Here is a 22,502-nt window from a genome sequence, read left to right on the forward strand (position 1 = left end):
CTTGCCGCCCCTCAAAATGAGTTGCGTACCTCAAAACACCTCTGCTAGCCTTCAGCTATGGCCGATACGCTCACCACGACCGCGCTGACGCTGAAGGACATCGCCCGCCAGGCCGGCGTCAGCCTCGCGACGGTGGACCGCGTCCTGCACAATCGTCCGGGCGTGCGGCCGGATACGGTCCGGCGCGTCAAAGAGGCGATCGAGCGCAATTCGTTCCAGCCGCATGTGGCCGCCGCCGAGCTCGCCCGCGGCCGCGCCCGCCGTTTCGCTTTCGTGATGCCGTCGGGGCCGAACCCGTTCATGCAGCAGATCCAGGATTATCTCGGCGAGATGTCGGGCTGGCTGTCGTCCCGCCGCCTCGGCGTCGAGACCGTCGCAACCGACGTGTTCGATCCGTCCGTGCTCGCGGCTTCCCTGGAAGGGCTCTCTGACGATTACGACGGCATCGCCGTGGTGGCGCTGGATCATCCCGGCGTCCGCGCCGCGATCGACGATCTCGTCGATGCCGGCGCCAAGGTCGTGACGCTGGTCTCGGACGTGCCGTCGTCGCGCCGGCACCATTATGTCGGCATCGACAACATTGCCGCGGGGCGCACCGCCGGCGCGCTAGTCGGACGGCTGGTCGGACAAAAGTCCGGTAAGGTCGCGATCGTCGCGGGCTCGCAGGGCCTGCGCGATCATGCCGAGCGCATTTTTGGCTTCAACCAGGTGATGGCGTCGGAATTCCCTGGCCTCAGCGTGCTGCCGGTGCTCGAAGGACGGGACGAGGACGCGCGTTCGGAACAATTGTTGGCGCGGCTGCTGGGCAGGCATGCCGACATTGTGGGTCTCTATAATGTCGGCGCCGGCACGCAAGGCGTCGCCAACGCGTTGAACGGGAAGGCGTTGAGCGATGACGGCCGCGACAGGCAGGTGGTGTTCGTCGGACACGACGTCACCGCGCTGACGCGCCGGCTGCTGCTGCAGGGCGTGATGCATGCCGCGATCTCGCAGAACCCCGGACATGAAGCGCGCGCCGCCGTGCGCGTGCTGCTCGCGCTCGCCCGTGGCGAGCCGATCTTGCGCGAACAGGAGAAGATCAGGATCGACATCGTGATGCGGGACAATCTGCCTTAGCGGCAGGTGGAATTCAAAACGACCCGTTGCGGATAAGGCGACTTTGCGTTCGCGCACCGCAACAGGCGAAAGGGAGGATGGCGTGTATCTCGGAATCGACATCGGCACATCAGGTGTGAAAGCGGTGCTCGTGAGCGAAGCCGGCGCGGTTGTCGCGACGGCGGCGCGCGAGCTTGCGCTGTCGCATCCCGCGCCGCTGTGGTCCGAGCAGGATCCCGATGGCTGGGTCGATGCGGCGGTCGGCGCGGTTGACGATCTTGCCGCCCGCCATCCGCGCGAGGTCGCGCGGGTGCGCGGCATCGGGCTGTCGGGCCAGATGCACGGCGCGACGCTGCTGGACGAGGGCGGACGGCCGCTGCGTCCCGCGATTCTCTGGAACGACGGTCGCTCGCATGCCGAATGCGTCGCGCTGGAGCGGCGCTGCCCGTCGCTGCACACGATCGCCGGCAATCTGGCCATGCCCGGTTTCACCGCGCCGAAGCTGCTCTGGGTCGCCAGGCACGAACCAAAAATCTTCGCGCGCGTCGCAAAGGTGCTGCTGCCGAAGGCCTATGTCCGCTATCGCCTGACCGGCGAGATGATCGAGGACATGTCGGACGCGGCCGGCACGCTGTGGCTCGATGTCGGTCTGCGCCGCTGGTCGGCCCTGCTGCTGCATGCCACCGGGCTCGATCTCCATCATATGCCGCGCCTTGTCGAAGGCAGCGAGGTCAGCGCGACGCTCGCGCCGGACTACGCGCAACGTTGGGGCATGGCTAGGGATGTCGTGGTCGCCGGCGGCGCCGGCGATAACGCCGCGAGCGCGATCGGGCTCGGCGCCATCGCGCCGGGCGATGCGTTCCTGTCGCTGGGAACCTCAGGTGTGGTGTTCCGCGTCACGGATCGGTTTGCACCGGCGCCGGCCTCGGCAGTCCATGCGTTCTGTCACGCACTGCCCGGCCGTTGGCACCAGATGGGCGTGATGCTGTCGGCGGCGGCGTCGCTGGCCTGGCTCGCGGGCGTGATGGAGGTTCCGGCCGCAGCGCTGCTGGCGCCGCTCGGCGAGCGCGTCGATGGACCGAGCCCGGTCAAGTTCCTGCCTTATCTCGACGGCGAGCGCACGCCGCACAACGATGCCGCTGCCAGCGGTGCCTTCGTCGGCCTGGGCGGTGCGACCGGGCGCTCCCAGATCGTTCAGGCCGTGCTCGAAGGCGTCGCATTCGCCGCGCGCGACAATCTGGCGGCGCTGAGCGCGGCCAGCGGACCGCTTGCCGAGGTCGATCTCGTCGGCGGCGGCTCGCGCTCGCCGCTGTGGGCGCAGATCTGCGCCGATGTGCTCGGCATTCCCGTCCACCGCGTCGAGGAGGGCGAGGTCGGGGCGGCACTCGGCGCCGCCAGGCTCGGCCGGCTCGCCGCCACCGGCGAAGACGCGGCTGCGGTTTGCACCCGTCCCCGGCGGCTCGCGAGCTTTACGCCTCGCGCATCGGTCAGCGCGGCCTATGACGAGGCCTATCGCCGCTGGCGCGAGCTTTATCCTGCGTTGAAGGAGTGTGCCTAAGTGAATGCGTCAGCGAAATTCTTCGATACAAGCGTACCTGTCGCCTTCGCCGGCAAGGATGCGGGCAACGCGCCCGCCTTCCGCTGGTACGATAAGGACCGCCTCGTTCATGGCCGCAGGATGGAGGACCATCTGCGCTTTGCGGTCTGCTATTGGCATTCGTTGTGCTGGCCCGGCGGCGATCCCTTTGGCGGCGAGACGTTCCTGCGGCCCTGGCATCACGGCACCGATGCGATGGCGCAGGCGCGCGCCAAGGCCGACGTCGCCTTCGAGCTGTTTCGCTTGCTCGACGTGCCCTTCTTCACCTTCCACGACGTCGATGCGGCGCCGGAAGGCAACTCGCTTGGCGAATCCGTCGCCAACCTCAATGCCATCGCCGATCTGTTCGAAGCGAAGATGGCCTCGAGCAAAGTGCGCCTGCTCTGGGGCACCGCCAATCTGTTCACGCATCGCCGTTACATGGCGGGCGCGGCCACCAATCCGGACCCCGAGATATTCACCTATGCCGCCGGCCAGGTCCGCGCCGCGCTGGAGGTGACGCACCGTCTGGGCGGCCAGAACTACGTGCTGTGGGGCGGGCGCGAGGGCTACGAGACGCTGCTCAATACCGATCTCAAGCGCGAGCTCGACCAGCTCGGCCGCTTCGTCTCGCTGGTCGTCGAGCACAAGCACAAGATCGGCTTCAAGGGACCGATCCTGATCGAGCCGAAGCCGAAGGAGCCGACCAAGCACCAATATGATTTCGACGTCGCCACCTGCTACGGCTTCCTCGCGCGTTACGACCTGCTGAAGGACGTCAAGCTCAACATCGAGCAGAACCATGCCATCCTCGCCGGCCACTCCTTCCATCACGAGGTTGCGCTCGCGGAGGCGTTGGGCGTGTTCGGCTCGCTCGACATCAACCGCGGCGATGATCTGCTTGGCTGGGACACCGACCAGTTCGCGATGAACGTGCCCGAGCTTGCCCTGGTGTTCCACGAGCTCCTGAGCCGCGGCGGCTTCACCTCCGGAGGGCTGAATTTCGACGCCAAAATCCGCCGCCAGTCGATCGATCCCGACGATCTGATCCACGCCCATGTCGGCTCGATGGATGCCTGCGCGCGCGCGTTGCTTGCCGCCGCAGACATGCTCGATTCCGGCGCGCTCACTGTGCCGCTTGCGAAACGCTACGAGGGATGGGCGGGGCCCGAGGGCAGCGCCATTCTCGGCGGCCAGCGCTCGCTCGCCGAACTTGCCGACCGCGCGCATGGCCCGGGCTTTGACCCGCAGCCGCGCTCGGGCCGGCAAGAATATCTGGAATCCCTCGTCAACCGCTACGTCTGAGGAAGGCCGCTGATGACAAATGCACAAGCGACACCGGTCCTCGAGCTGACCGGCATCGGCAAGGAGTTCGGCGCGATCCGCGCGCTGCATGATGTCGACATGCAGGTCCTCCCCGGCGAGGTCGTCGGCCTGATGGGCGACAACGGCGCGGGCAAGTCGACGCTGGTCAAGATCATCGCCGGCAATTTCCGCCCCAGCCACGGCGAAATCCGCTTCGCCGGCAGCGCGGTTCATTTCAACCGGCCCGTCGATGCCCGCGGCGTCGGCATCGAGGTGGTCTATCAGGACCTTGCGCTGGCCGACAATCTCACCGCAGCGGCCAACGTCTTTCTCGGCCGCGAGCTGAAGCGCAGGATCGGGCCGTTCGCGTTGCTCGACCACAAGGCGATGGCCGCGCGTGCACTGGAGCTGTTCGGCGAGCTGCGCTCGGAGACGCGCCCCGACGATCTCGTCAAGCAGATGTCGGGCGGCCAGCGCCAGGCGGTTGCGATCGCGCGGACGCGGCTCTCCAACGCGAAGCTGGTCATGATGGACGAACCCACGGCCGCGATCTCGGTCCGCCAGGTCGAGCAGGTGCTCGGCCTGATCCACCGGCTGAAGGAGCAGGGCGTTGCCGTGATGCTGATCTCGCACCGCATGCCCGACGTGTTCGCGGTGTGCGATCGCGTGATCGTCATGCGCCGCGGCGAAAAGCGGGCCGACAAGCCCATCCACCAAACCTCTCCCGAGGAAGTCACCGCCCTGATCACCGGCGCGAAGGAGGCGGCGTGATGGCCATGCCCATGGAATCCCCGATCAGCTTCACCAATGTCGGCCGGATCAGATGGTGGCAGCGCGGCATCTTCGCGTCCCAGACCGGCTATGTCCTGCTCGCACTCGCCGTGCTGCTGGTGGTCATGCATTTCGCCAGCCCGTACTTCTTCACCGAAGGCAACATGCAGAATGTGGCGAAGAATTTCTCCTTCATCGCCATTGCCACCCTCGGCGTCACTTTCGTGATCATCACCGGCGGCATCGATCTGTCCGTAGGCTCCATGATGTGCTTCTCCGCCATGGTCACCTCGATGGTGATGACCGAGCTGTCGGCGCCCGGCTCGCCCGCGGGCTCCCTGTTCGTGCACATGGCGGCCGACGGCAAGACCGTGCTCGCCAATGTCCCCGGCCTGATCCTGCTGGTCTCGCTGCTCGCCGGCCTCGGCGTCGCGCTGCTCGCCGGCCTCGTCAACGGCTTCTGTATCGCGGTGCTCGGCCTGTCGCCGTTCGTCACCACGCTCGGCATGCTCTCGATCGTGCGCGGGCTCGGCTATGTCGTCTCCAACGGACGCGGCAGCTTTCCGGGCGGGCCGGATGCCGGTTATTTTTACGCGCTTACCTCGGGCGACGTGCTCGGCGTGCCCGTGCCGTTCATTTATCTGATCGTCCTCGCGCTGGCGATGGCCGTGGTGCTGCATCACAGCTCGTTCGGCCGTCACGTGTTCGCGCTCGGCGGCAACGAGAAGGCGGCCGAACTCACCGGCATCCCGGTCGTGCGGGTGAAGATCGAGGTCTATGTGATCTGCGCGCTCGCCGCAGGCCTCCAGGGCATCATCATCTCCGGCTGGCTCGGGTCGGCGCCGGCCAACATGGCGACGTCCTACGAGCTCAACGTGATCGCTGCGGCCGTCATCGGCGGTGCCAATCTCGCCGGCGGCATCGGCGGTCCGCTCGGCGCCATCGTCGGCTGCGTGCTGCTCGAGGTGATCCGCAACGGTCTCGTGCTCGCCCAGGTCAGCTCCTACTGGCAGCAGACGCTGGTGGGCGTGATCATCATCCTGGCCGTATTGGTCGACCGCATCCGTTCGCGGATGATCTGAAACGACGTCGTTCCGGGACGGCAACGAAAATGCCGCCTGTCCGCTTCCCGGACGATCTCAAGAGGACAGGCGCCAAAGAAGGGTGGAGGAGACGATGAGGAAATTTGTTCTTGCCGGAATCGCCGTCGCGATGATGGCTACGCCGGCGTTTGCCGCAAACTACCGGTTCGTGATCGTGCCCAAGGCGATGAACAATCCGTTCTTCGACTTCGCGCGAGACGGCTGCCTGAAGCGTGCTAAGGAACTCGGCAATATCGAGTGCATCTACAAGGGGCCGGTCGAGCACGAGCCGGCGACGCAGGCCCAGATCATCCAGGACTTCGTCACCCAGAAGGTCGACGGCCTCGCCATTTCGGTTGCCGACGTCGCGGCGATGACCAAGTCGATCGACGCGGCGACCGCGGCCGGCATCCCTGTCATCACCTTCGACGCCGATGCGCCCGGCGCCAAGCGCATCGCCTATATCGGCACCAACAACAAGGAGTTCGGCGTCGCCCTCGGCAAGCAGCTCCTGAAGCTGCGGCCCGATGGCGGCAAATACGCCATGGTCTCGGGTGGTCCCGGCGCCAAGAACCTCGCCGAACGCGTCGACGGCGTTCGCGAGGCGCTGAAGGGCTCGAAATGGACCGAGGTCGCGGGCTCTCCGACGTTCTGCAACGACGATCCCGCGCTGGCGGTTCAGCAGATGACTGACATGCGCACCGCGACGCCAGATCTCGCCGCGATCGTTCCCATCGGCGGCTGGCCGATGTTCGCCCCCGAAGGCTTCAAGGCCTTCGCGTCCAGGTACAAGAAGGATATCGATTCCGGCAAGTTCACGCTTGTCGTCGCCGATACGCTGAAAATGCAGCTCGAGCTGTTGCGCGACGGCTACGCCAATGCGCTGGTCGGCCAGCGTCCGTTCGAGATGGGCGAGAAGGCGATGGACACGCTGCTCGCCATCAAGAAAGGCGAGAAGGTGCCGGAGATCGTTTATACCGGCCTCGATCTCGTGACCAAGGACAACGTTGCGCAGATGTTGAAGTAGGAGCGTCGCCAGCCCCGCGCTCCTCGCGTGCCTCTCCCGCTTGCGCTTTTCGCAAGCGGGAGAGATGATTTTGGCTGTTGGGGAAGACTGTTGAGGCAATGGGAATGAAAAGATCGCGGCTCGGCTCCCTCGACGTCACCTCACTCGGCCTCGGTTCCGCCCCGCTCGGCGGCTTGTTCACCCCGGTGAGCGATGCCGATGCGGAAGCGACCATCGCCCGCGCCTGGTCGCTCGGAATCCGCTTCTTCGATACCGCGCCGCTCTACGGCTTTGGTCTCGCGGAGCGACGCCTTGGCGCATTCCTGCGGCGACAGCCCCGTGACTCCTATGCCATCTCGACCAAGGTCGGCCGTCTGCTGCGCGCGCCCGATGGCACTGCCGTGGAGGACGAGCATTACAAGGGTACGTCGCGCGAGCGGCCGGTGTTCGATTTCAGTTATGACGGCGTGATGCGATCGGTGGAGGAAAGTCTGGTGCGGCTTGGGCTCGACCGCGTCGATGTCCTGCTCGTGCATGATCCCGACGATCATTACGACGACGCCGTCGCCGACGCCTTCCGCGCGCTCCAGCGCCTGCGCGCTGACGGCACCGTCAAGGCGATCGGTGCCGGCATGAACCAGTCGGAAATGCTGGTCCGGTTTGCAGAGGCCGTTCCGGTCGACTGCTTCCTGCTCGCCGGCCGCTACACGCTGCTCGACCAGGGCGCGCTGGATGCGCTGTTCCCGGTCTGCGCCTCCAAGAACATCGGCATCCTGCTCGGCGGCATCTACAACAGTGGCATCCTGGCCAATCCGCACACGGGCGCGAAGTTCAACTATCAGGACGCCGATGCGGCACTCGTCGCCCGCGCGCTCGCGCTCGACGAACTCTGCCGCAAGCACGGCACCGAGCTGAAAGCCGCCGCGCTGCAGTTCTGCATGGCCCATCCGGCAGTCACGATCGCGGTGATGGGCGCGCGCAACGCCGCGGAAGTTGCCGATAACATCGCGATGTCGGAGACGGCGGTGCCCGCGGCGTTCTGGCAGGAGCTGCGTGCGCGAAAATTCGTCGACGCCCGCGCGCCATTACCGGGCGGAGCGTAAGGCATGATCGTCGACGCTCATCAGCATTTCTGGGATCCTGCGCGCGCCGACTATCCCTGGATGGACGCGCCCGAGCTCACGCCGATCCGGCGTGCCTTCGGTCCGGCCGATCTCGCGCCGCTTTTGAGCGCGAACGACATCGACGCGAGCATCCTGGTGCAGTGCCGCTCGGAGCTCGCGGAGACCGAGGAATTCTTGCGGATCGCGCATGCGACGCCCTCGGTGATCGGCGTCGTCGGCTGGGTCGATCTGACTGATGCTGCACTTGGCGAAACGCTGGAGCAGTTGCGTGCTTCGCCCGGCGGCGACAAGCTGGTCGGCATCCGCCACCAGGTCCATGACGAGGCCGACCCGGAGTGGTTGTTGCGCGAGGACGTCCAGCGCGGCCTCACGGCCGTGTTCGCGCACGATCTCGCCTACGATTTCCTGGTCCGCGCCCGCGAGCTGCCGGCCGCGATCGCAACAGCACAAGCCTTCCCGCAGGCGCGCTTCGTGCTTGACCACGCCGCCAAGCCGCCGATCGCCGACGGTGGAAGCGACGAATGGTCCGAGCGCATCGCGGCTCTCGCGGCGTGCGGCAATGTCTGGTGCAAGGTCTCGGGGCTGGCGACGGAAGCGGTGTGGAGCGACTGGGATGCGGAACTGCTGTTTCCGTTCGTCGCGCACGCCGCGACATGCTTTGGCGAGGATCGCCTGATCTTCGGCTCGGATTGGCCGGTATGTTTGCTCGCGGGGAGCTATGGGGAGATCAAGAATGCGCTTGAGGCCTGCCTGATGAAGCTCGGGCCGCAGGTGCGGGAGAAGGCGTTCGGCGTGAATGCGAAGGCTGCGTATCGGTTGGCGGTTGGTTGAAGCCGCCAGCGCGCGTGTCACTCAGTGTTTGTCGCCAAACACCCGATCCAGCGCCGCATCGTACGTCGTCTGCACCAGTTCCGGATGCAGCTTCGCCAGCGTCTCCATCATCACGCCGGAATTGATCTCGAGCACGCGCCAGACGCCGTCGACGTGCACGAGGTCGATCGAGGCGAAGGTGATGCCGACGGCATTGGCGGCGTCGATGGCGAGCTTTGCGCAGGCTGTGTGAAGATCGCGGTCCTGTATCAGCACGGGCTTTGCACCCGCATCGAGATTGTGCCGCCAATCCGAGCCACGCTGCTTGCTGTAGACGACGAGTGGCACATCATCGAGCAGCACCACGCGAACTTCGTCTTCGATCACGACATAGGGCGAGATCACGAGTCCGGCGCTCATCGAAAAGGCTTCGCCAACCGCACGATCGAGCTCTGTTTCCGTCGTGACCCTGAAGACGGATCGTCCCGATGTCCCCTCGTTCGGCTTCACCACCACGCCTTGCGGATTGTCGTGAAGCAGCGCCAGCATTGCCTCTCGCCAGGCGACGCCGACAACCTTCTCGCCCAACTTGGGATTGAGGAACAGGCGATGGGGAATGCAGGGCACGCCCTCGAGGGCGAGCACCTCGGCGGTGGCCGATTTGTCGCTGGCCAGGCGGTGCGCGATGGCGCTGTTGAGGCCGATGTCGTAGCCGAACGCGAAGAGGCGCTGCTCGCCCCGGCGCATCGCGAGCAGCCAGCCATCGGCGCGGACCTGGAGCGCGATGCCGTGGGTCGCGCAATAGCGCTTGATCGCCTGGACGAAGATCCGCTCGCCGCTCGCCATGTGTCTCTGTCGCCAGTCGCAGTCGCAAGTTCCAGTCGATCTTGGCGCCAAAAGCCACAAAAATGCGGGAAACGGGGGCCAGACCGGCGGGAAATCAGAGCTATTCTTAATGAAATTCTCGCGAGCGCCACGGAAATTAAGTGCTGTATTCGAGCCCCCGAGGGAAAAGAAATTGCCCTCCGCACGCGCCGGACAGCAGATCCATTAATGATGTGACCATTTCCGCCGCAAATGCCGGTTTGACCGGCATCAATTGCATCCGGAACGAGGTTGATTATTGATCTCGATGGCGTAGATCACACACGCGAAATCCTCCGCCATGGCAATGGTGTCCGCTCCGCTTTCAGGGGCCGGGCAACGCTTTTGCCCCAAAACCGCAATTATTCGGAATATCGAAAATCATGAGCGCGTTTTACCGAGAGAAGGTTCTTTCCGTCCAGCACTGGACCGACACCCTGTTCAGCTTTCGCGCCACCCGCGATTCCGGCTTCCGCTTTCAGAACGGCCAGTTCGCGATGATCGGCCTCGAGGTTGAGGGCCGCCCGCTGCTCCGCGCCTACAGCATGGCGAGCGCCAATCACGAGGAAGAGCTCGAGTTCTTCTCGATCAAGGTTCAGGACGGCCCGCTGACGTCGCGTCTCCAGAAGATCAAGGAAGGCGACACCATCCTGGTCGGCCGCAAGGCGACCGGCACGCTGATCACCGACAATCTCATTCCCGGCAAGCGGCTGATGCTGCTCTCGACCGGCACGGGCCTGGCGCCCTTCGCCAGCCTGATCAAGGACCCCGAGGTCTACGACCAGTTCGACAGCATCGTGCTGGTGCATGGCTGCCGTCAGGTCTCCGAGCTCGCCTATGGCGAGAAGCTCGTCGCCGGCCTTCGCGAGGACGAACTGTTCGGGGAGTTGCTCGCGGACAAGCTCATCTACTACCCGACCGTGACCCGCGAGCCGTTCAAGAACCGCGGCCGCATCACCGACCTCATCAGCTCCGAGCAGATCTTCAACGACATCGGCCAGGGTCCACTCGACATCGCGACCGACCGCATCATGATGTGCGGCAGCCCGGGGATGCTCGAAGAGCTGAAACTGATGTTCGAAGGCCGCGACTTCGTCGAGGGCTCCGGCAACAAGCCCGGCCATTTCGTGATTGAAAAGGCGTTCGTCGAGCGGTAATCGCCGCGTTCTCTGGTCGTTCCGGCCTAGAGCGCAATTGCGCACGGGGGCCGGGATGACCGCGGTGAGTGTGGTCGTCGGCCCAGCCTCTGCTGCACCGCAAAAGCCCGCCCATCGGGCTGATTGATTTATCTCCGCCGAATTCGCTAGCGTGAAACAACCGCCGCGTCATATCCGTATGACAGGCGCGGGCGTATCGTACCGCCTCATGCTGGCGAGAGGATGGGAATCGTGGCCGACGAGCATAAGACGCAGGAATCGCCCAACGTATCGCCCAAACGACTGCCGCTGGCGGAAGAGGGGATCGTGGAAACCCTGCTGCTGCCATTCTCCCCGCGCTTCATCGTCCTGACGATCTGCGCGGTGGTCACCGCGCTGCTGATCGGCATCGGCATCGCCGACCGCAAGATCTTCGACATCCTGCTGATCCCGATCCTGATCTTCGGCGCGTTGACGCTGCTGGGCGTCCGCGACCTCATGCAGAAGGGCCACGCCGTTCTGCGCAACTACCCGATCTCGGCGCATATCCGTTTTTTGCTCGAAGAGATTCGCCCGGAGATGCGGCAGTACTTCTTCGAGAGCGAGAAGGACGGCATGCCGTTCTCGCGCGACATCCGTGCGGTGGTCTATCAACGCGCCAAGATGCAGCTCGACAAGCGTCCGTTCGGCACCCAGGAAGACGTCTACCGCCAGGGTTATGAGTGGATGCATCACTCGGTCTCGCCGAAGACGCATGCCGAGGAGAAATTCCGCGTCACCATCGGCGGCCCCGATTGCGCCAAGCCGTATTCGGCTTCGGTGTTCAACATTTCCGCGATGAGTTTCGGCGCGCTCAGTCCGAACGCCGTGCGCGCGCTGAATGCCGGCGCCAAGAAGGGCGGCTTCGCGCACGACACCGGCGAGGGCGGCTTCAGCCCCTATCACGCTGAGATGGGCGGCGACATCATCTGGGAGATCGGCTCGGGCTATTTCGGCTGCCGTCATCTCGACGGCACCTTCGATCCCGAAGCCTTCGCGCGCGTCGCGCGCCAGGACCAGATCAAGATGGTCGAGCTCAAGATCAGCCAGGGCGCCAAGCCCGGTCACGGCGGCGTGCTGCCGGCGGCGAAAGTCTCGGAGGAGATTTCCAAGATCCGCGGGGTCGCCATGGGCGAGGATTGCATCTCGCCGGCCTCGCATCGCGCCTTCTCGACGCCTGTTGGCATGATGCAGTTCATCGGCGAGATGCGAAGGCTCTCAGGCGGCAAGCCGACCGGCTTCAAGCTGTGCATCGGCCATCCCTGGGAGTTTTTGGCGATCTGCAAGGCGATGATCGAGACCGGCATCTATCCCGACTTCATCGTCGTCGACGGCAATGAGGGCGGGACCGGCGCCGCGCCGTTGGAGTTCATGGACCATCTGGGCATGCCGATGCGGGAGGGCGTCAGTTTCGTCCACAACGCGCTGATCGGCATCAATGTGCGCGACCGCATCAAGATCGGCGCCTCCGGCAAGATCGCGACCGCGTTCGACATGGCACGCGCCATGTCGATCGGCGCAGACTACTGCAATTCGGCACGCGGCTTCATGTTTTCGCTCGGTTGTATCCAGTCGCTGAGCTGCCACACCGACCGCTGCCCGACCGGCGTCGCGACCCAGGATCCGACGCGGGCGCGCGCGCTCTACGTACCGCTCAAGATCGACCGCGTGCACAATTATCACCTTGCCACGCTGCACTCGCTGACCGAGCTCATCGCCGCGGCCGGTCTCGAGCATCCGCAGCAGCTGCGCCCGATCCACTTCTCCCAACGCACCTCGACGACGGACGTGAAATCTTTCGCGCAGCTCTATCCGTCGCTGCGTCCGGGCGAGCTGCTCGAAGGCACCGAAGACCCGCGCTTCCGTGATGCCTGGCGGATGGCGCGGACTGAGACGTTCCAGCCGGCGCTGTAGGCGCCGGTCCACTTGCAAGGCCGCAGGTCTGCGCGGAAAGGCATCGCGACGTGGGCTGCGTTTAACGCTTGGTTCAACTTTGGGTGTAGATTGTCCCCATGGACGAGCGGCGCGACAAGGCAAGGCATCGCGTGCTGAAGGCCGGAACGATCGAGTTCGGCGGCGGCGGCGCGATCGACTGCACCATCCGCAACCTGTCCGATACCGGCGCCGCGCTCGACGTCAGCAGTCCCGTCGGCATTCCCGACCATTTCAGCCTGTTCGTCCAGGCCGACGGAAAGCATCTCGCCTGCACTGTGATCTGGCGCAAGGAAAAGCGGATCGGGGTGAGGTTCGGGTGAGGGCTGGGTCGGCAATCTCAACTGTCGTCCCGGTGCGCAATTGCGCACGCGGGCCGGGACCCATAACCACAGCGAGCGGTTCGGCGAAGATTGGTCGTTCTGTACTTCTACCTTCAGCAATCGATAAATCACGCGGTATGGGTCCCGGCCCCCGTGCGCAATTGCGCACTAGGCCGGGACGACACGTGGAGATTTCAGCACCACCTCACGTCGCCGCTCGCTCACCCCGTCTCTACTTCGCTCCGCCGGCTCGCGAGAATCTTGTCGATCCTCCGCCCGTCGAGATCGACCACCTCGATGTGCCAGCCGCCGAAGTCGAAGGCGTCGCCGACACCGGGCAGCACGTTGAACTGTTGCAGCACGAGGCCGGCGACCGTGTTGTAGCGGTGCGGCGGCAGTTGGATGCCGAGCAACTCGCCGAATTCGTCGACCGGCATCCAGCCTGAGACCAGCAGCGAATCGTCCGCGCGCTTGACGTAGGCCGGTTCCGGCGGGCCTTCCTCGGAATGGAAGGCGCCGACGATCGATTCCAGGATGTCGGCCGTGGTCACGATGCCTTCGAAGGCGCCGTATTCGTCGTAGACGAGGCCGACATGCACTGGCGCAGCCTTCAGGATCGCCAGCACGTCGCGGGCATCGGCCGACGCGGGAATGCCGGGCGCCTCGCGAACCAGCACGCGCAAATCCGGCGTGCGCTCGTTCATGAAGGCGACCAGCAGGTCCTTGGCCTGGAGCACGCCAATCGGCTTGTCGCGGTCGCCGTCGGACACCGGAAAGCGCGAATGCGGACTCTTGGCGATGGTTGCTTGAATGCTCTCCGGCGTATCGTTCAGGTCGATCTCGTTGACCTCCGTGCGCGGCGTCATGATCGCGCCGACCGGCCGGTCGCCGAGCCGCATCACGCCCGCGATCATCTCCTTCTCACCTGACTCGAGCACGCCCGCGCTTTCGGCCTCGCTGACGAGATGATGGATCTCGTCTTCCGACACCTTCTCTTCGGACTTGCCGCCATGGCCGAGCAGCGTGAGGATCAGCTTGCCGGAGAGATCGAGCAGGAAGACCAGCGGCAGCGAGACCTTCGCAAGCACGTGCATCGCGGGTGCAACCCTGACCGCGATGCTCTCGGGGTCGCGCAGCGCCACCTGCTTGGGCACCAACTCGCCGACGATCAGGGTGGCGTAGGTGATGAGTGTGACAACCAGGCCCACGCCGACGATGTCGGCAATTCCTGCGGACAGGCCGAGTTCGAGCAGCCATTGCGTCAGCCGCTGTCCGAGCGTCGCGCCCGAGAACGCGCCGGAGAGGACGCCGACCAGCGTGATCCCGATCTGCACCGTCGAGAGGAATTTGCCGGGATCGGCCGCGAGCGTCAGCGCCCGCTCGGCGCCGCGGACGCCCTTGGCGGCGAGCATCGACAGCCGCGCCGGACGTGACGAGACCACGGCCAGCTCGGACATGGACAGCAAGCCGTTGATGACGATCAGGACGACGACGATGGCGAGTTCGGCCGAGAGCATTGATGTTCCGAGGTAAGGGAGTGTGGCGCGGATGGCGACACACGCATTGATATAGGTATTCGAGGAAGAAATGCCGATGATTCTGTCGCATCCGGCACCGCGAGGGAACCTTGGCGACGCCGGCCCGGAAGGAAGGTGCTCGAAGCCCAATACCCGCGGAACTACGGGCATGCGGTTGCTTAACGGGCTCTTAGCGGCAACCAGCTAGGTTTTCGGCATTTGCAGGAATGTATTCGGGGGATCAGATGCGGATCGGGAAGCTCTTTGCGCTGTCGATGCTGACGGTGACGGTTTTTGCAGTCATCCTTGGCGCCGAGGTGCTCATACCCCAGGCGCGCATCTTCGCGAACCGCTCCGATGCGATCAAGACGGTCGACGCCTTTGGTGCGACCCTGATGGTCAGTCAGCAGATTGCTAGCCTTCGTGCCCCCTACATCTCCCCGATTTTCCAGGAGAACCCTGCGACGCAGGCCCAGATCGAAGGCGCCGCGAAGGCCGCGAAAGCGGCCGATGCCGCATTCGAGGGGGCAAGGCGCGCCATCATGGTGCTGGATGATTCCGGAGCGATGATCGAAAACCTGGACCGTACCGCGCGGCGGCTCAGGGATATCACCACGGCGGCAGATCGCGCGATGAGCGTTCCGCTGGCAACACGCGACAGCGCTGCGATCAAGGGCTTCCTTCCGGGCGTTGCCGAGGTCATCGGCAATATCGAGCCGATCATGAACCGGCTCGAAGCGAAGGTCATCAATGCCGATTCCTCGCTTGCGGCGCTGTTGGGCCTGGCGCGAACGGCGCAGGATCTGCGCGTCTCGGCCGGCAGCCGCGCCGCCACGCTGTCGCCGGCGCTGAGCGCACGCCGTCCGCTCACGGCGACCGAATTCTCGCTGATGGATCGTATGCAGGGGCGCGTCGAGGCCGACCGCGAGCGCATCGAGGCCGGCATCGACCAGCTCGGAAGCCCGCCCCGCATCGCCAGCGCGCTGAAGGCGGCGACGGATTCCTATTTCGGAAAGGCAGCGCTCGTCGTGGACAAGGAAATGCCTGCGGCACGTGGCGACGGCAAGTACGGCATCAACGCCGAAGAGCTGGCCAGCGTCATCGTACCCGCCATCCAGATGTTCTACGGCGTGCGCGATGCCGCGCTGGCCGAAGCGGCCGAGCGTGCCTCGGCCGCGCGCGACGGCGCGCTGGCGATGTTCGCGCTCGCGGGCGTGGCGGTGCTGGCGTTGCTGGGGACGCTCGGTGGTGTGACCATGATGCTGCGCCGGCGCGTGGTGACGCCGCTGAGCCGGCTCGCGGACGTGATCGCAACGCTTGCCGCCGGACGGCACGAGGTCGAGATCCCCGTGACGGGCCGCAATGACGAGATCAGCCAGGTGGCGGGCTCGCTCCAGCACTTCAAGGACTCGCTCTCTGCCAAGAAGGCCGCCGACGAGGCCGCCGCGGTCGAAGCCGAGGCGAAACTCCGGCGCAGCCAGCGCATGGATCAGATCGCGCGCGATTTCGAAGCGTTGATCGGCGACGTCATCAACACCGTGTCGTCGGCATCGTCGGAGCTGGAAGTGTCGGCGGGAACGCTGACGAGCACCGCCGATCAATCGGAAAAGGTCACCGCGACCGTCGCGGCCGCCTCCGAGCAGGCCTCCAGCAACGTGCAGACCGTTGCCGCGGCCGCGGAGGAAATGGCGTCCTCGGTCGACGAGATCGGCCGGCAGGTCCAGGACTCCGCGCGCGTGGCTAGCGAAGCGGTGCAGCAGGCAGCGCGGACCAACGACTATGTCGGCGAGCTCGCCAAGGCTGCTGGCCGGATCGGCGACGTGGTCGAGCTCATTAGCCAGATCGCGGGTCAAACCAATCTTCTGGCGCTCAATGCAACGATCGAGGCGGCGCGCGCCGGCGAGGCCGGGCGCGGCTTCGCCGTGGTCGCCTCCGAGGTCAAGGCGCTGGCCGAGCAGACCGCCAAGGCCACCGGCGAGATCAGCCAGCAGATCACGGGTATCCAGAGTGCGACGGAGGATTCGGTCGGCGCCATCAAGTCGATCGGCGACACCATCACCCGCATGTCGGAGATCGCATCGGCGATCGCGTCTGCGGTCGAGGAGCAGGGCGCGGCGACGCGGGAGATTTCCCGCAACGTGCAGCAGGCGGCACGCGGCACCCAGCAGGTCTCCGCCAGCATCGTCGACGTGCAGCGCGGCGCGAGCCAGACCGGATCGGCCTCCTCCACCGTGCTCGCGTCAGCGAAGTCGCTGTCCGGCGAGAGCAGCCGTCTCAAGGTCGAGGTCGGAAAGTTCCTGGACGCGATCCGGGCCGCGTAACAAGGTCATTGTGGAGGGAAGCGGCTTCACCTAGGCTCGCGCCACCGGGGATGTCGCAGCCTCCCCGTGAAGTGGTGATCCCACGCAAGCGCTGCTCGCTGATGTTTGGAGCGAGCAATGGACGGGATCACGATCGAGCTACCGCTTTTCCTGTTGGCCACCTTCGCCGGCGCATTCGTCGCCGGCCTCTCCGGCTTTGCCTTCGGCCTCGTCGCGGCATCGCTGTGGCTTTACGTGCTGACGCCGCTTCAAAGCGCCAGCCTGATCGTCGGCTTCGGCCTCCTGGTGCAGGGCTACTCGGTCTGGAAGCTGCGCAGCGCGCTCGACTGGCGCCGGCTGTGGCCCTTCATGATCGGTGCCCTCCTGGGCGTGCCGTTCGGCGTGTCACTGCTGACCTCGGCCGATCCAAAGAGCGTCCGCATCGCGGTTGGGGCGATCCTGATTGTCTACAGCCTCTACGCGTTCTTCAGGCCGCAGCTCAAGGTCGCGACCATCGTGCCGCCGGCCGCCGACATGACGATCGGTTTCGTCAACGGCCTGCTCGGCGGCCTGACCGGCCTCGCCGGCATCATCATCACCATCTGGTGCAATCTGCGCGGCCTGCCCAAGGATGTTCAGCGCGCCACGTTCCAACCGGTCGCGGTCGTGGTGTTTGCCATTGCGGCGCTGCTGCTGGGCGCCAAAGGTTCGTTCACGCTGGAGACCGCAAAGCTGTTCGCGCTCGGCCTGCCGTTTCTCCTTGCGGGAACGTGGCTCGGGCTGAAACTGTTCGGCCGCATCGACGAGGCCACGTTCCGCAAGATCGTGCTCGCGCTGCTGTTCGTCTCCGGCGTCGCGCTGTTGTTCTGAACCGCGCTCAGAACTCGCCGTGCAGCCGGCCGGAGAATACCGACACCGGGCCGCGGTCGGCGTTGTAGGCGGGGTTGACGATGAGCTGGTAGTCGGCGGTGAGGGTGAGACTCTTATTCAGCGCGTAGGCGTAATAGGTTTCGAGGATGCGCTCGCGGCGGTAGTTGAGCGCGCCATCGCCGATGAGAACGCCAAGGCCACCGGCAGCCAGGAAGTCGCGATAATCCTGCGAGATGGCGTTGACGGCGCCACCGACGCCGATCACGTCATCGGGCCGGCCCCATTTCGTGCCCTTGATCGACAATCCCGCGGAAAGGCTGCGGTGAATGTCGGTGAAGGCTAGCGTCTCGGTCTTGCCGTCGTTCCAGCTCCAACGGCTGAACAGACCGACATCCTCGGTGATCGCCTGCTCGAGATTGACGACATAGCCGACCTTGATGCGGCCGCGCCGGGTCTGCGCGATGTCGAGGTTGAGCGCAGGATTGTCCAGCGTCTCGCGGAAGCTGCCCATGTTGGCGCTGTCGAGCCAGCCTATGGTCCTGAGCTTGCCGGGTTGGCCGAGCAGCGAGAAGCGCGTTTCGAGCTCGAGCACGTACTGGCCGCGCTCGCCGACCCTGGTGTCGAAATGATTCGAATTGGACTCGGCGACCATCAGGAAGTAGCCGCCGCGCAACGCCCACTGCTTCTGGTTCAGCTCGGCGGTGACGCCGTAGGTGAGGCCGACCTTGTCGGCGGAATAGTCGAAGGCGCCTGGCGCCCACAGCGACCAGTTCATGAAGTCCTTGCGGGTGTCCTTGGCGTAGGCGTTGCCGTCGAACACGTCGACCACCGGGAATTTGCCGGCCTGCACCGTGAGCCTGGATACGTCGACCTTCTGTCCGAGCTGCAACTGGCCGCTCGCAAGCTCTTCCTGCTCGCCGCCAAAGCCGAATGTCTGGCGCACGAACAGGCGCGATGTGTTGTAGTGCGGATAGGGGAAGTTCGACTTCTGCGCTTCGCCGTTGGGGAAACCGGCCGCGCCGACCGTGTCGTTCAATCCAAATCCCTGCAGCAGTTCGGGATTGTAATAGACCTCGCCGCCGTCCCAGAGCCGCGCGTTCAGGAACAGGCTGTTGCTCCAGGTCGCCTTGGCCTGTCTTGATGGCGAGAGCGAATTCGGCCCGGTGTAGAGGGCGGGGAACGACGGGTAGCCTTGCGGTAGATACGTGCTCTGGCCGTGGATCTCCCAGCGATCCGATTCCGTGTCGATCAGGGAGCTCTTCGGGTTATAGCTCGGCATGCCCGGCCAATCGACCTTGCGGTTGAGGCCGAGCCGGATCGACTGCAAGTCGAGAGACGACGAATTGTATTGGGCGCCTGTGGAGAAGGCGACATTGGCGCCGTCGAAGCGGCTGTAGAGATATTCGACCCGTGCACTCCAATGCGGCGCGAAACCGTATTCGATGCCGCCACCCGCGATCCAGCCGGGCCTCGTGTTCAGGATTTTCGGGACTTCGCCTGCGGCCGGCGTATCGAAATAGCGCTCGCCCATCCAAGCAAAGCCGCCAGTGGCGTAGACCAGCCAGGGACCGCTGGTGTAGCCGACGCGGCCGCGCAGGCTCGCGGTGTAGTCCCATTGCTGCGTGACGGTGTTGGCGGGTGTCGCGAGAAAGGAAACGATCGAGTTCGAGGTGATGTAGTTCGGAAACGAAAAATCGCCTTCGACGCCGACAAGCCAACCGGAATTGAGCCGGTAATTGTAGCCGGCCTGCACGCCGCCGATCATGCCGCTGAAGACGCCGCTGTTGTTGATTCCCGTGCCGTCGTTCAGCGCAAAGCGCGACGAACCGAGGCTGTAGCCGGCATGCGCACCGATATAGAGGCCGGTCCAGTCATAGACCGCCTTCATGGCCGGTGCCTTCAGCGGAAGATCGGCCGCGCGGCCGGCGACGGGAAAAGCCAATACGCCCGAGGCAATCGCCGCGGCCGTTCGCAAATACCTGTAACGGTGACCCCTCAACGTCAAAACGCACGCCCCCAAACGCGAATGTGTCCACTCGCCGCACTATCCCTGCCGATTCGCGGCGACCCTGTCATCAGGCTTAGGTGCTCCGCGATCGGGCGAGATGATCTCGATCCGGCGCGACTTTTTCCCAAGCCCCTGAGCCTCTTGTGAACCTTATTGCTATTAATTCGCAATAGCAACTGATGCGGATTGCCGCAGAGGATGGTTCCCACCTCGGTGTGACGGGACTGCAACAAATTCCCTAGGGGCTAAAACGGTTGACCCCGCCCGGGGGGACATCCGGGCGGGGTCGGGGGCACGACACGGGGTGGATGAGGCGCCCGTGTCGGACGCAGGATCCACGTGAGATCGGCCTCAGGGACTCAAATCAGAAGCAGGTACGAACGCGGCCAACGTACTGGCCAAAGGCGTTGTACTGGGCGGTCCAGCCGCAGCGGTGATAGCCGTTGTAATAGGGGTCGTTGCTGGCGGCGATCGCGGAGCCGACGACGGCAGCGGTGGCAATGCCCAGGCCGACGCCGACGCCCCAGCCGAGCGGCTTGGCTTGCGCCTGCGAGGTGGTGGCGACGACGCTGCCGGTCAGGGTGAGCGCGGTGAGGGCAACTGCAAAAATCTTGGTCTTGATCGACATCTGAAACTCCATCCGGGTTGAGGCGGTCCGTTGTGGCCCGCGTACCGAGTTGGACGGAGGCTCCGCGCGTCCGGTTCGAAACCGGCGAAAGCGGAGGTCGAGTCTGGATCTTTCCCGAATGATTCCAGGAGGATAGACGCTAGCCGAGCGGGCCTTTGGCGAGCCTGTTCACGGCGAAGTTATCAACTTCGGCAAGCAGCTCGCAAAAGGCGCGGGCGCCCTGGTCGATCAGCTGCTCGCCTTTCGCGGCGACGGCCAGCGTCGCATTGCCCACAGCACCGCTTGGGTTGAGATCCTGCGCCTGCCAGGCGAACGGTGCGGGACGCTGTGTCGACAGCCAGCGATATTGCTGCTCCATCGCAACGCTGCTCGCGGGAAAATCCGCGATCGCATCAACGCGCACCTGCTCGGGATAGCGCGCCAGCATGATCGAGGTCTCGACCGCGCCGCCATGAATGCCGTGGCGCACTTCGTCGGCTGGGAACAGGCTGTCCGCCCCCGACAGCCGCGACCACGACGTCGTCACCACGAACAGCTTCTGATATGCGCGAAGATCCTGCGCGATCAGCATCATCGCCGCGCTGTTGCCGCCATGGCTGGTGATGATGACGAGCTTCTTCAATCCGCGACGCGCGACGTCTTCGCCAATCGCGGTCCAATTTTTCAACGCGATTTCAGTCGGCAGCGTCTGCGTGCCCGGATAGTCGATATGCTCGGTGGAAATCCCGATCGGTTCAACGGGCAGGAAAGTGGCCGGAGCGCTCTCGGGCAGGAGCTCGCGGACCCGCGCCAGATAGGCGTCTGCGATCAGCACGTCAGTCTCGAGCGGCAGATGCGGGCCGTGCTGCTCGGTCGCCGCCAGCGGCAGCACTGCGATCCAGCGCGACACCTCGGCGGGGCTGGCATCGGCCCAGCGGATCTCGGTCCAGTCGCGGGAAGGCGTCATCAAGGTTTCTTTGCCCGAATTTGTCGCGTAATTTGGGTTATCAGGGGACGCGGGCCAGGCCGGCTCGCGTCCCCGAATGTCTTGCGGTTCTATCGCGTTGATTAGACATCGGCCAGCAGCGATCGACGGAGTCCCATCATGAGCCCTTCTCATCTGCGGCGAGCCTTAACGGCGGGCCTGATGGCCGCTTTGGTCTCGGTCGCCCCCGCGCGCGCCGAAACCCTGGACAAGGTCATGTTCGGCACCAATTGGGTCGCCGAGGCCGAGCATGGCGGCTTCTTCCAGGCCGTCGCCGACGGCACCTACAAAAAATATGGGCTGGACGTCACCATCGTCCCCGGCGGGCCCAACGAGAACAACCGGATGCTGCTGATCGCCGGCAAGATCGATTTCTTCATGGCCGCGAACACGCTGATGTCGTTCGACGCGGTCGCCAACAACGTCCCGGTCGTCACCATCGCCGCGGTGTTCCAGAAGGATCCGCAGGTGATGCTGACGCAGCCGGATGCCAAGGTCACCAAGATCGAGGACCTCAAGCCGCTGACGCTGTTCGTCTCCAAGGAGGGCATGACCAGCTATTTCCAGTGGCTGAAATCCGAATACGGTTTCAGCGAGAAGAACGTTCGCCCCTATAATTTCAATCCGCAGCCCTTCATCGCCAATCCCAAGAGCGCGATGCAGGGTTACGTCACTTCGGAGCCCTTCGCGGTCGAGAAGGCCGCCGGCTTCAAGCCCAACGTGTTGCTGCTCGCCGATTACGGCTTCAACACCTATTCGACCCTGATCGAGAGCCGCCGCGACGTGGTCGAGAAGAAGCCCGACCTGGTGCAGCGCTTCGTCGATGCCTCCATGGTCGGCTGGTATAATTACATCTACCGCGACAATTCCGCGGGCAACGCCATGATCAAGAAGCTCAATCCGGAGATGACCGACGAGCTGCTCGCCTATTCCGTCGCTAAGATGAAGGAATACGGCATCGTCGATTCCGGCGATTCGCTGAAGAACGGCATCGGCGCGATGAGCGACGAGCGCTACACCTCCTTCTTCAACAAGATGGTGAAGGCCGGCGTCGTGAAGGCAGACCTCGATTTCCGCAAATCCTATACGCTGCGCTTCGTCAACAAGGGCGTCGGCGCCGAGCTGCGCCCGAGCAAGCCGTAGCGCAAGGGC

The 22,502-nt window shown here is 64.8% G+C and carries 19 protein-coding genes; 14 read left to right on the top strand and 5 right to left on the bottom strand.

Annotation, left to right across the window (positions count from 1 at the left end; translation table 11 throughout):
- Positions 1 to 57: 57 nt before the first annotated feature.
- The 8 genes from AC0L3P_RS28200 to AC0L3P_RS28235 all read left to right on the top strand — a co-directional run bounded on the left by AC0L3P_RS28200 (position 58) and on the right by AC0L3P_RS28235 (position 8,790).
- A complete protein-coding gene (locus AC0L3P_RS28200) occupies positions 58 to 1,116 on the top strand; it encodes a LacI family DNA-binding transcriptional regulator (protein WP_473307020.1) in 1,059 nt (352 codons plus the stop codon).
- An 82-nt stretch (positions 1,117 to 1,198) separates the two neighbouring features.
- A complete protein-coding gene (xylB, locus tag AC0L3P_RS28205) occupies positions 1,199 to 2,653 on the top strand; it encodes a xylulokinase (RefSeq protein ID WP_473307022.1) in 1,455 nt (484 codons plus the stop codon).
- Positions 2,654 to 3,976: a xylose isomerase gene (gene xylA / locus AC0L3P_RS28210; protein WP_473307026.1), complete on the top strand. Its 1,323-nt coding sequence runs from the start codon at positions 2,654 to 2,656 to the stop codon at positions 3,974 to 3,976.
- A gap of 12 nt (positions 3,977 to 3,988) precedes the next feature.
- Positions 3,989 to 4,747, top strand: a complete 759-nt coding sequence (locus AC0L3P_RS28215; protein ID WP_007597833.1) for an ATP-binding cassette domain-containing protein — start codon at positions 3,989 to 3,991, stop codon at positions 4,745 to 4,747.
- Positions 4,747 to 5,829: an ABC transporter permease gene (locus AC0L3P_RS28220; protein ID WP_275168426.1), complete on the top strand. Its 1,083-nt coding sequence runs from the start codon at positions 4,747 to 4,749 to the stop codon at positions 5,827 to 5,829. The genes AC0L3P_RS28215 and AC0L3P_RS28220 overlap by 1 nt, the downstream gene beginning before the upstream one ends.
- A 94-nt stretch (positions 5,830 to 5,923) precedes the next feature.
- Positions 5,924 to 6,856 (top strand): sugar-binding protein, encoded by a 933-nt coding sequence (locus AC0L3P_RS28225; protein ID WP_275168425.1) that lies wholly within the window; start codon positions 5,924 to 5,926, stop codon positions 6,854 to 6,856.
- A 104-nt stretch (positions 6,857 to 6,960) separates the two neighbouring features.
- The gene (locus AC0L3P_RS28230) at positions 6,961 to 7,938 is read left to right on the top strand and encodes an aldo/keto reductase (RefSeq protein WP_473307032.1); all 978 of its coding nucleotides are present in this window, start codon (positions 6,961 to 6,963) and stop codon (positions 7,936 to 7,938) included.
- 3 nt (positions 7,939 to 7,941) lie between these two features.
- Complete coding sequence (locus AC0L3P_RS28235; RefSeq protein WP_473307034.1) at positions 7,942 to 8,790, top strand: amidohydrolase family protein; 849 nt, start codon at positions 7,942 to 7,944, stop codon at positions 8,788 to 8,790.
- A 21-nt stretch (positions 8,791 to 8,811) separates the two neighbouring features.
- On the opposite strand, the gene AC0L3P_RS28240 is transcribed toward AC0L3P_RS28235, so the two are convergent.
- Entirely contained in the window at positions 8,812 to 9,615 is an 804-nt protein-coding gene (locus tag AC0L3P_RS28240; protein ID WP_473307036.1) for an ATP-grasp domain-containing protein, read from the bottom strand.
- 401 nt (positions 9,616 to 10,016) lie between these two features.
- Here AC0L3P_RS28240 and AC0L3P_RS28245 point away from each other — a divergent pair, with 401 nt between their 5' ends.
- The 3 genes from AC0L3P_RS28245 (at position 10,017) to AC0L3P_RS28255 (ending at position 13,063) form a co-directional block, all read left to right on the top strand.
- Positions 10,017 to 10,790: a ferredoxin--NADP reductase gene (locus AC0L3P_RS28245; protein ID WP_354064005.1), complete on the top strand. Its 774-nt coding sequence runs from the start codon at positions 10,017 to 10,019 to the stop codon at positions 10,788 to 10,790.
- A gap of 222 nt (positions 10,791 to 11,012) precedes the next feature.
- Positions 11,013 to 12,722, top strand: a complete 1,710-nt coding sequence (locus AC0L3P_RS28250; protein WP_473307038.1) for an FMN-binding glutamate synthase family protein — start codon at positions 11,013 to 11,015, stop codon at positions 12,720 to 12,722.
- Positions 12,723 to 12,820: 98 nt separating this feature from the next.
- A complete protein-coding gene (locus tag AC0L3P_RS28255) occupies positions 12,821 to 13,063 on the top strand; it encodes a PilZ domain-containing protein (protein ID WP_027565868.1) in 243 nt (80 codons plus the stop codon).
- 221 nt (positions 13,064 to 13,284) lie between these two features.
- On the opposite strand, the gene AC0L3P_RS28260 is transcribed toward AC0L3P_RS28255, so the two are convergent.
- Positions 13,285 to 14,580, bottom strand: a complete 1,296-nt coding sequence (locus tag AC0L3P_RS28260) for a hemolysin family protein (RefSeq protein WP_473307040.1) — start codon at positions 14,578 to 14,580, stop codon at positions 13,285 to 13,287.
- A gap of 245 nt (positions 14,581 to 14,825) precedes the next feature.
- Between AC0L3P_RS28260 and AC0L3P_RS28265 the strand changes: the two genes are divergently transcribed.
- Together AC0L3P_RS28265 and AC0L3P_RS28270 are read left to right on the top strand one after the other, a co-directional pair.
- Positions 14,826 to 16,901: a methyl-accepting chemotaxis protein gene (locus AC0L3P_RS28265; protein ID WP_473307042.1), complete on the top strand. Its 2,076-nt coding sequence runs from the start codon at positions 14,826 to 14,828 to the stop codon at positions 16,899 to 16,901.
- 117 nt (positions 16,902 to 17,018) lie between these two features.
- Positions 17,019 to 17,750 (top strand): sulfite exporter TauE/SafE family protein, encoded by a 732-nt coding sequence (locus AC0L3P_RS28270; protein ID WP_275168417.1) that lies wholly within the window; start codon positions 17,019 to 17,021, stop codon positions 17,748 to 17,750.
- 7 nt (positions 17,751 to 17,757) lie between these two features.
- Here the strand turns inward: AC0L3P_RS28270 and AC0L3P_RS28275 are convergent, their stop codons facing one another.
- The 3 genes from AC0L3P_RS28275 to AC0L3P_RS28285 form a co-directional block, all read right to left on the bottom strand.
- Positions 17,758 to 19,725, bottom strand: a complete 1,968-nt coding sequence (locus AC0L3P_RS28275) for a carbohydrate porin (RefSeq protein ID WP_473307044.1) — start codon at positions 19,723 to 19,725, stop codon at positions 17,758 to 17,760.
- Positions 19,726 to 20,122: 397 nt separating this feature from the next.
- A complete protein-coding gene (locus AC0L3P_RS28280) occupies positions 20,123 to 20,386 on the bottom strand; it encodes a hypothetical protein (RefSeq protein ID WP_473282109.1) in 264 nt (87 codons plus the stop codon).
- Between the two features lie 139 nt (positions 20,387 to 20,525).
- Positions 20,526 to 21,332: a creatininase family protein gene (locus tag AC0L3P_RS28285; RefSeq protein WP_473307046.1), complete on the bottom strand. Its 807-nt coding sequence runs from the start codon at positions 21,330 to 21,332 to the stop codon at positions 20,526 to 20,528.
- Between the two features lie 138 nt (positions 21,333 to 21,470).
- Between AC0L3P_RS28285 and AC0L3P_RS28290 the strand changes: the two genes are divergently transcribed.
- A complete protein-coding gene (locus tag AC0L3P_RS28290) occupies positions 21,471 to 22,493 on the top strand; it encodes an ABC transporter substrate-binding protein (protein WP_473307048.1) in 1,023 nt (340 codons plus the stop codon).
- The last annotated feature ends 9 nt before the right edge of the window (positions 22,494 to 22,502 follow it).

Source organism: Bradyrhizobium sp. WSM4874, assembly GCF_055811835.1.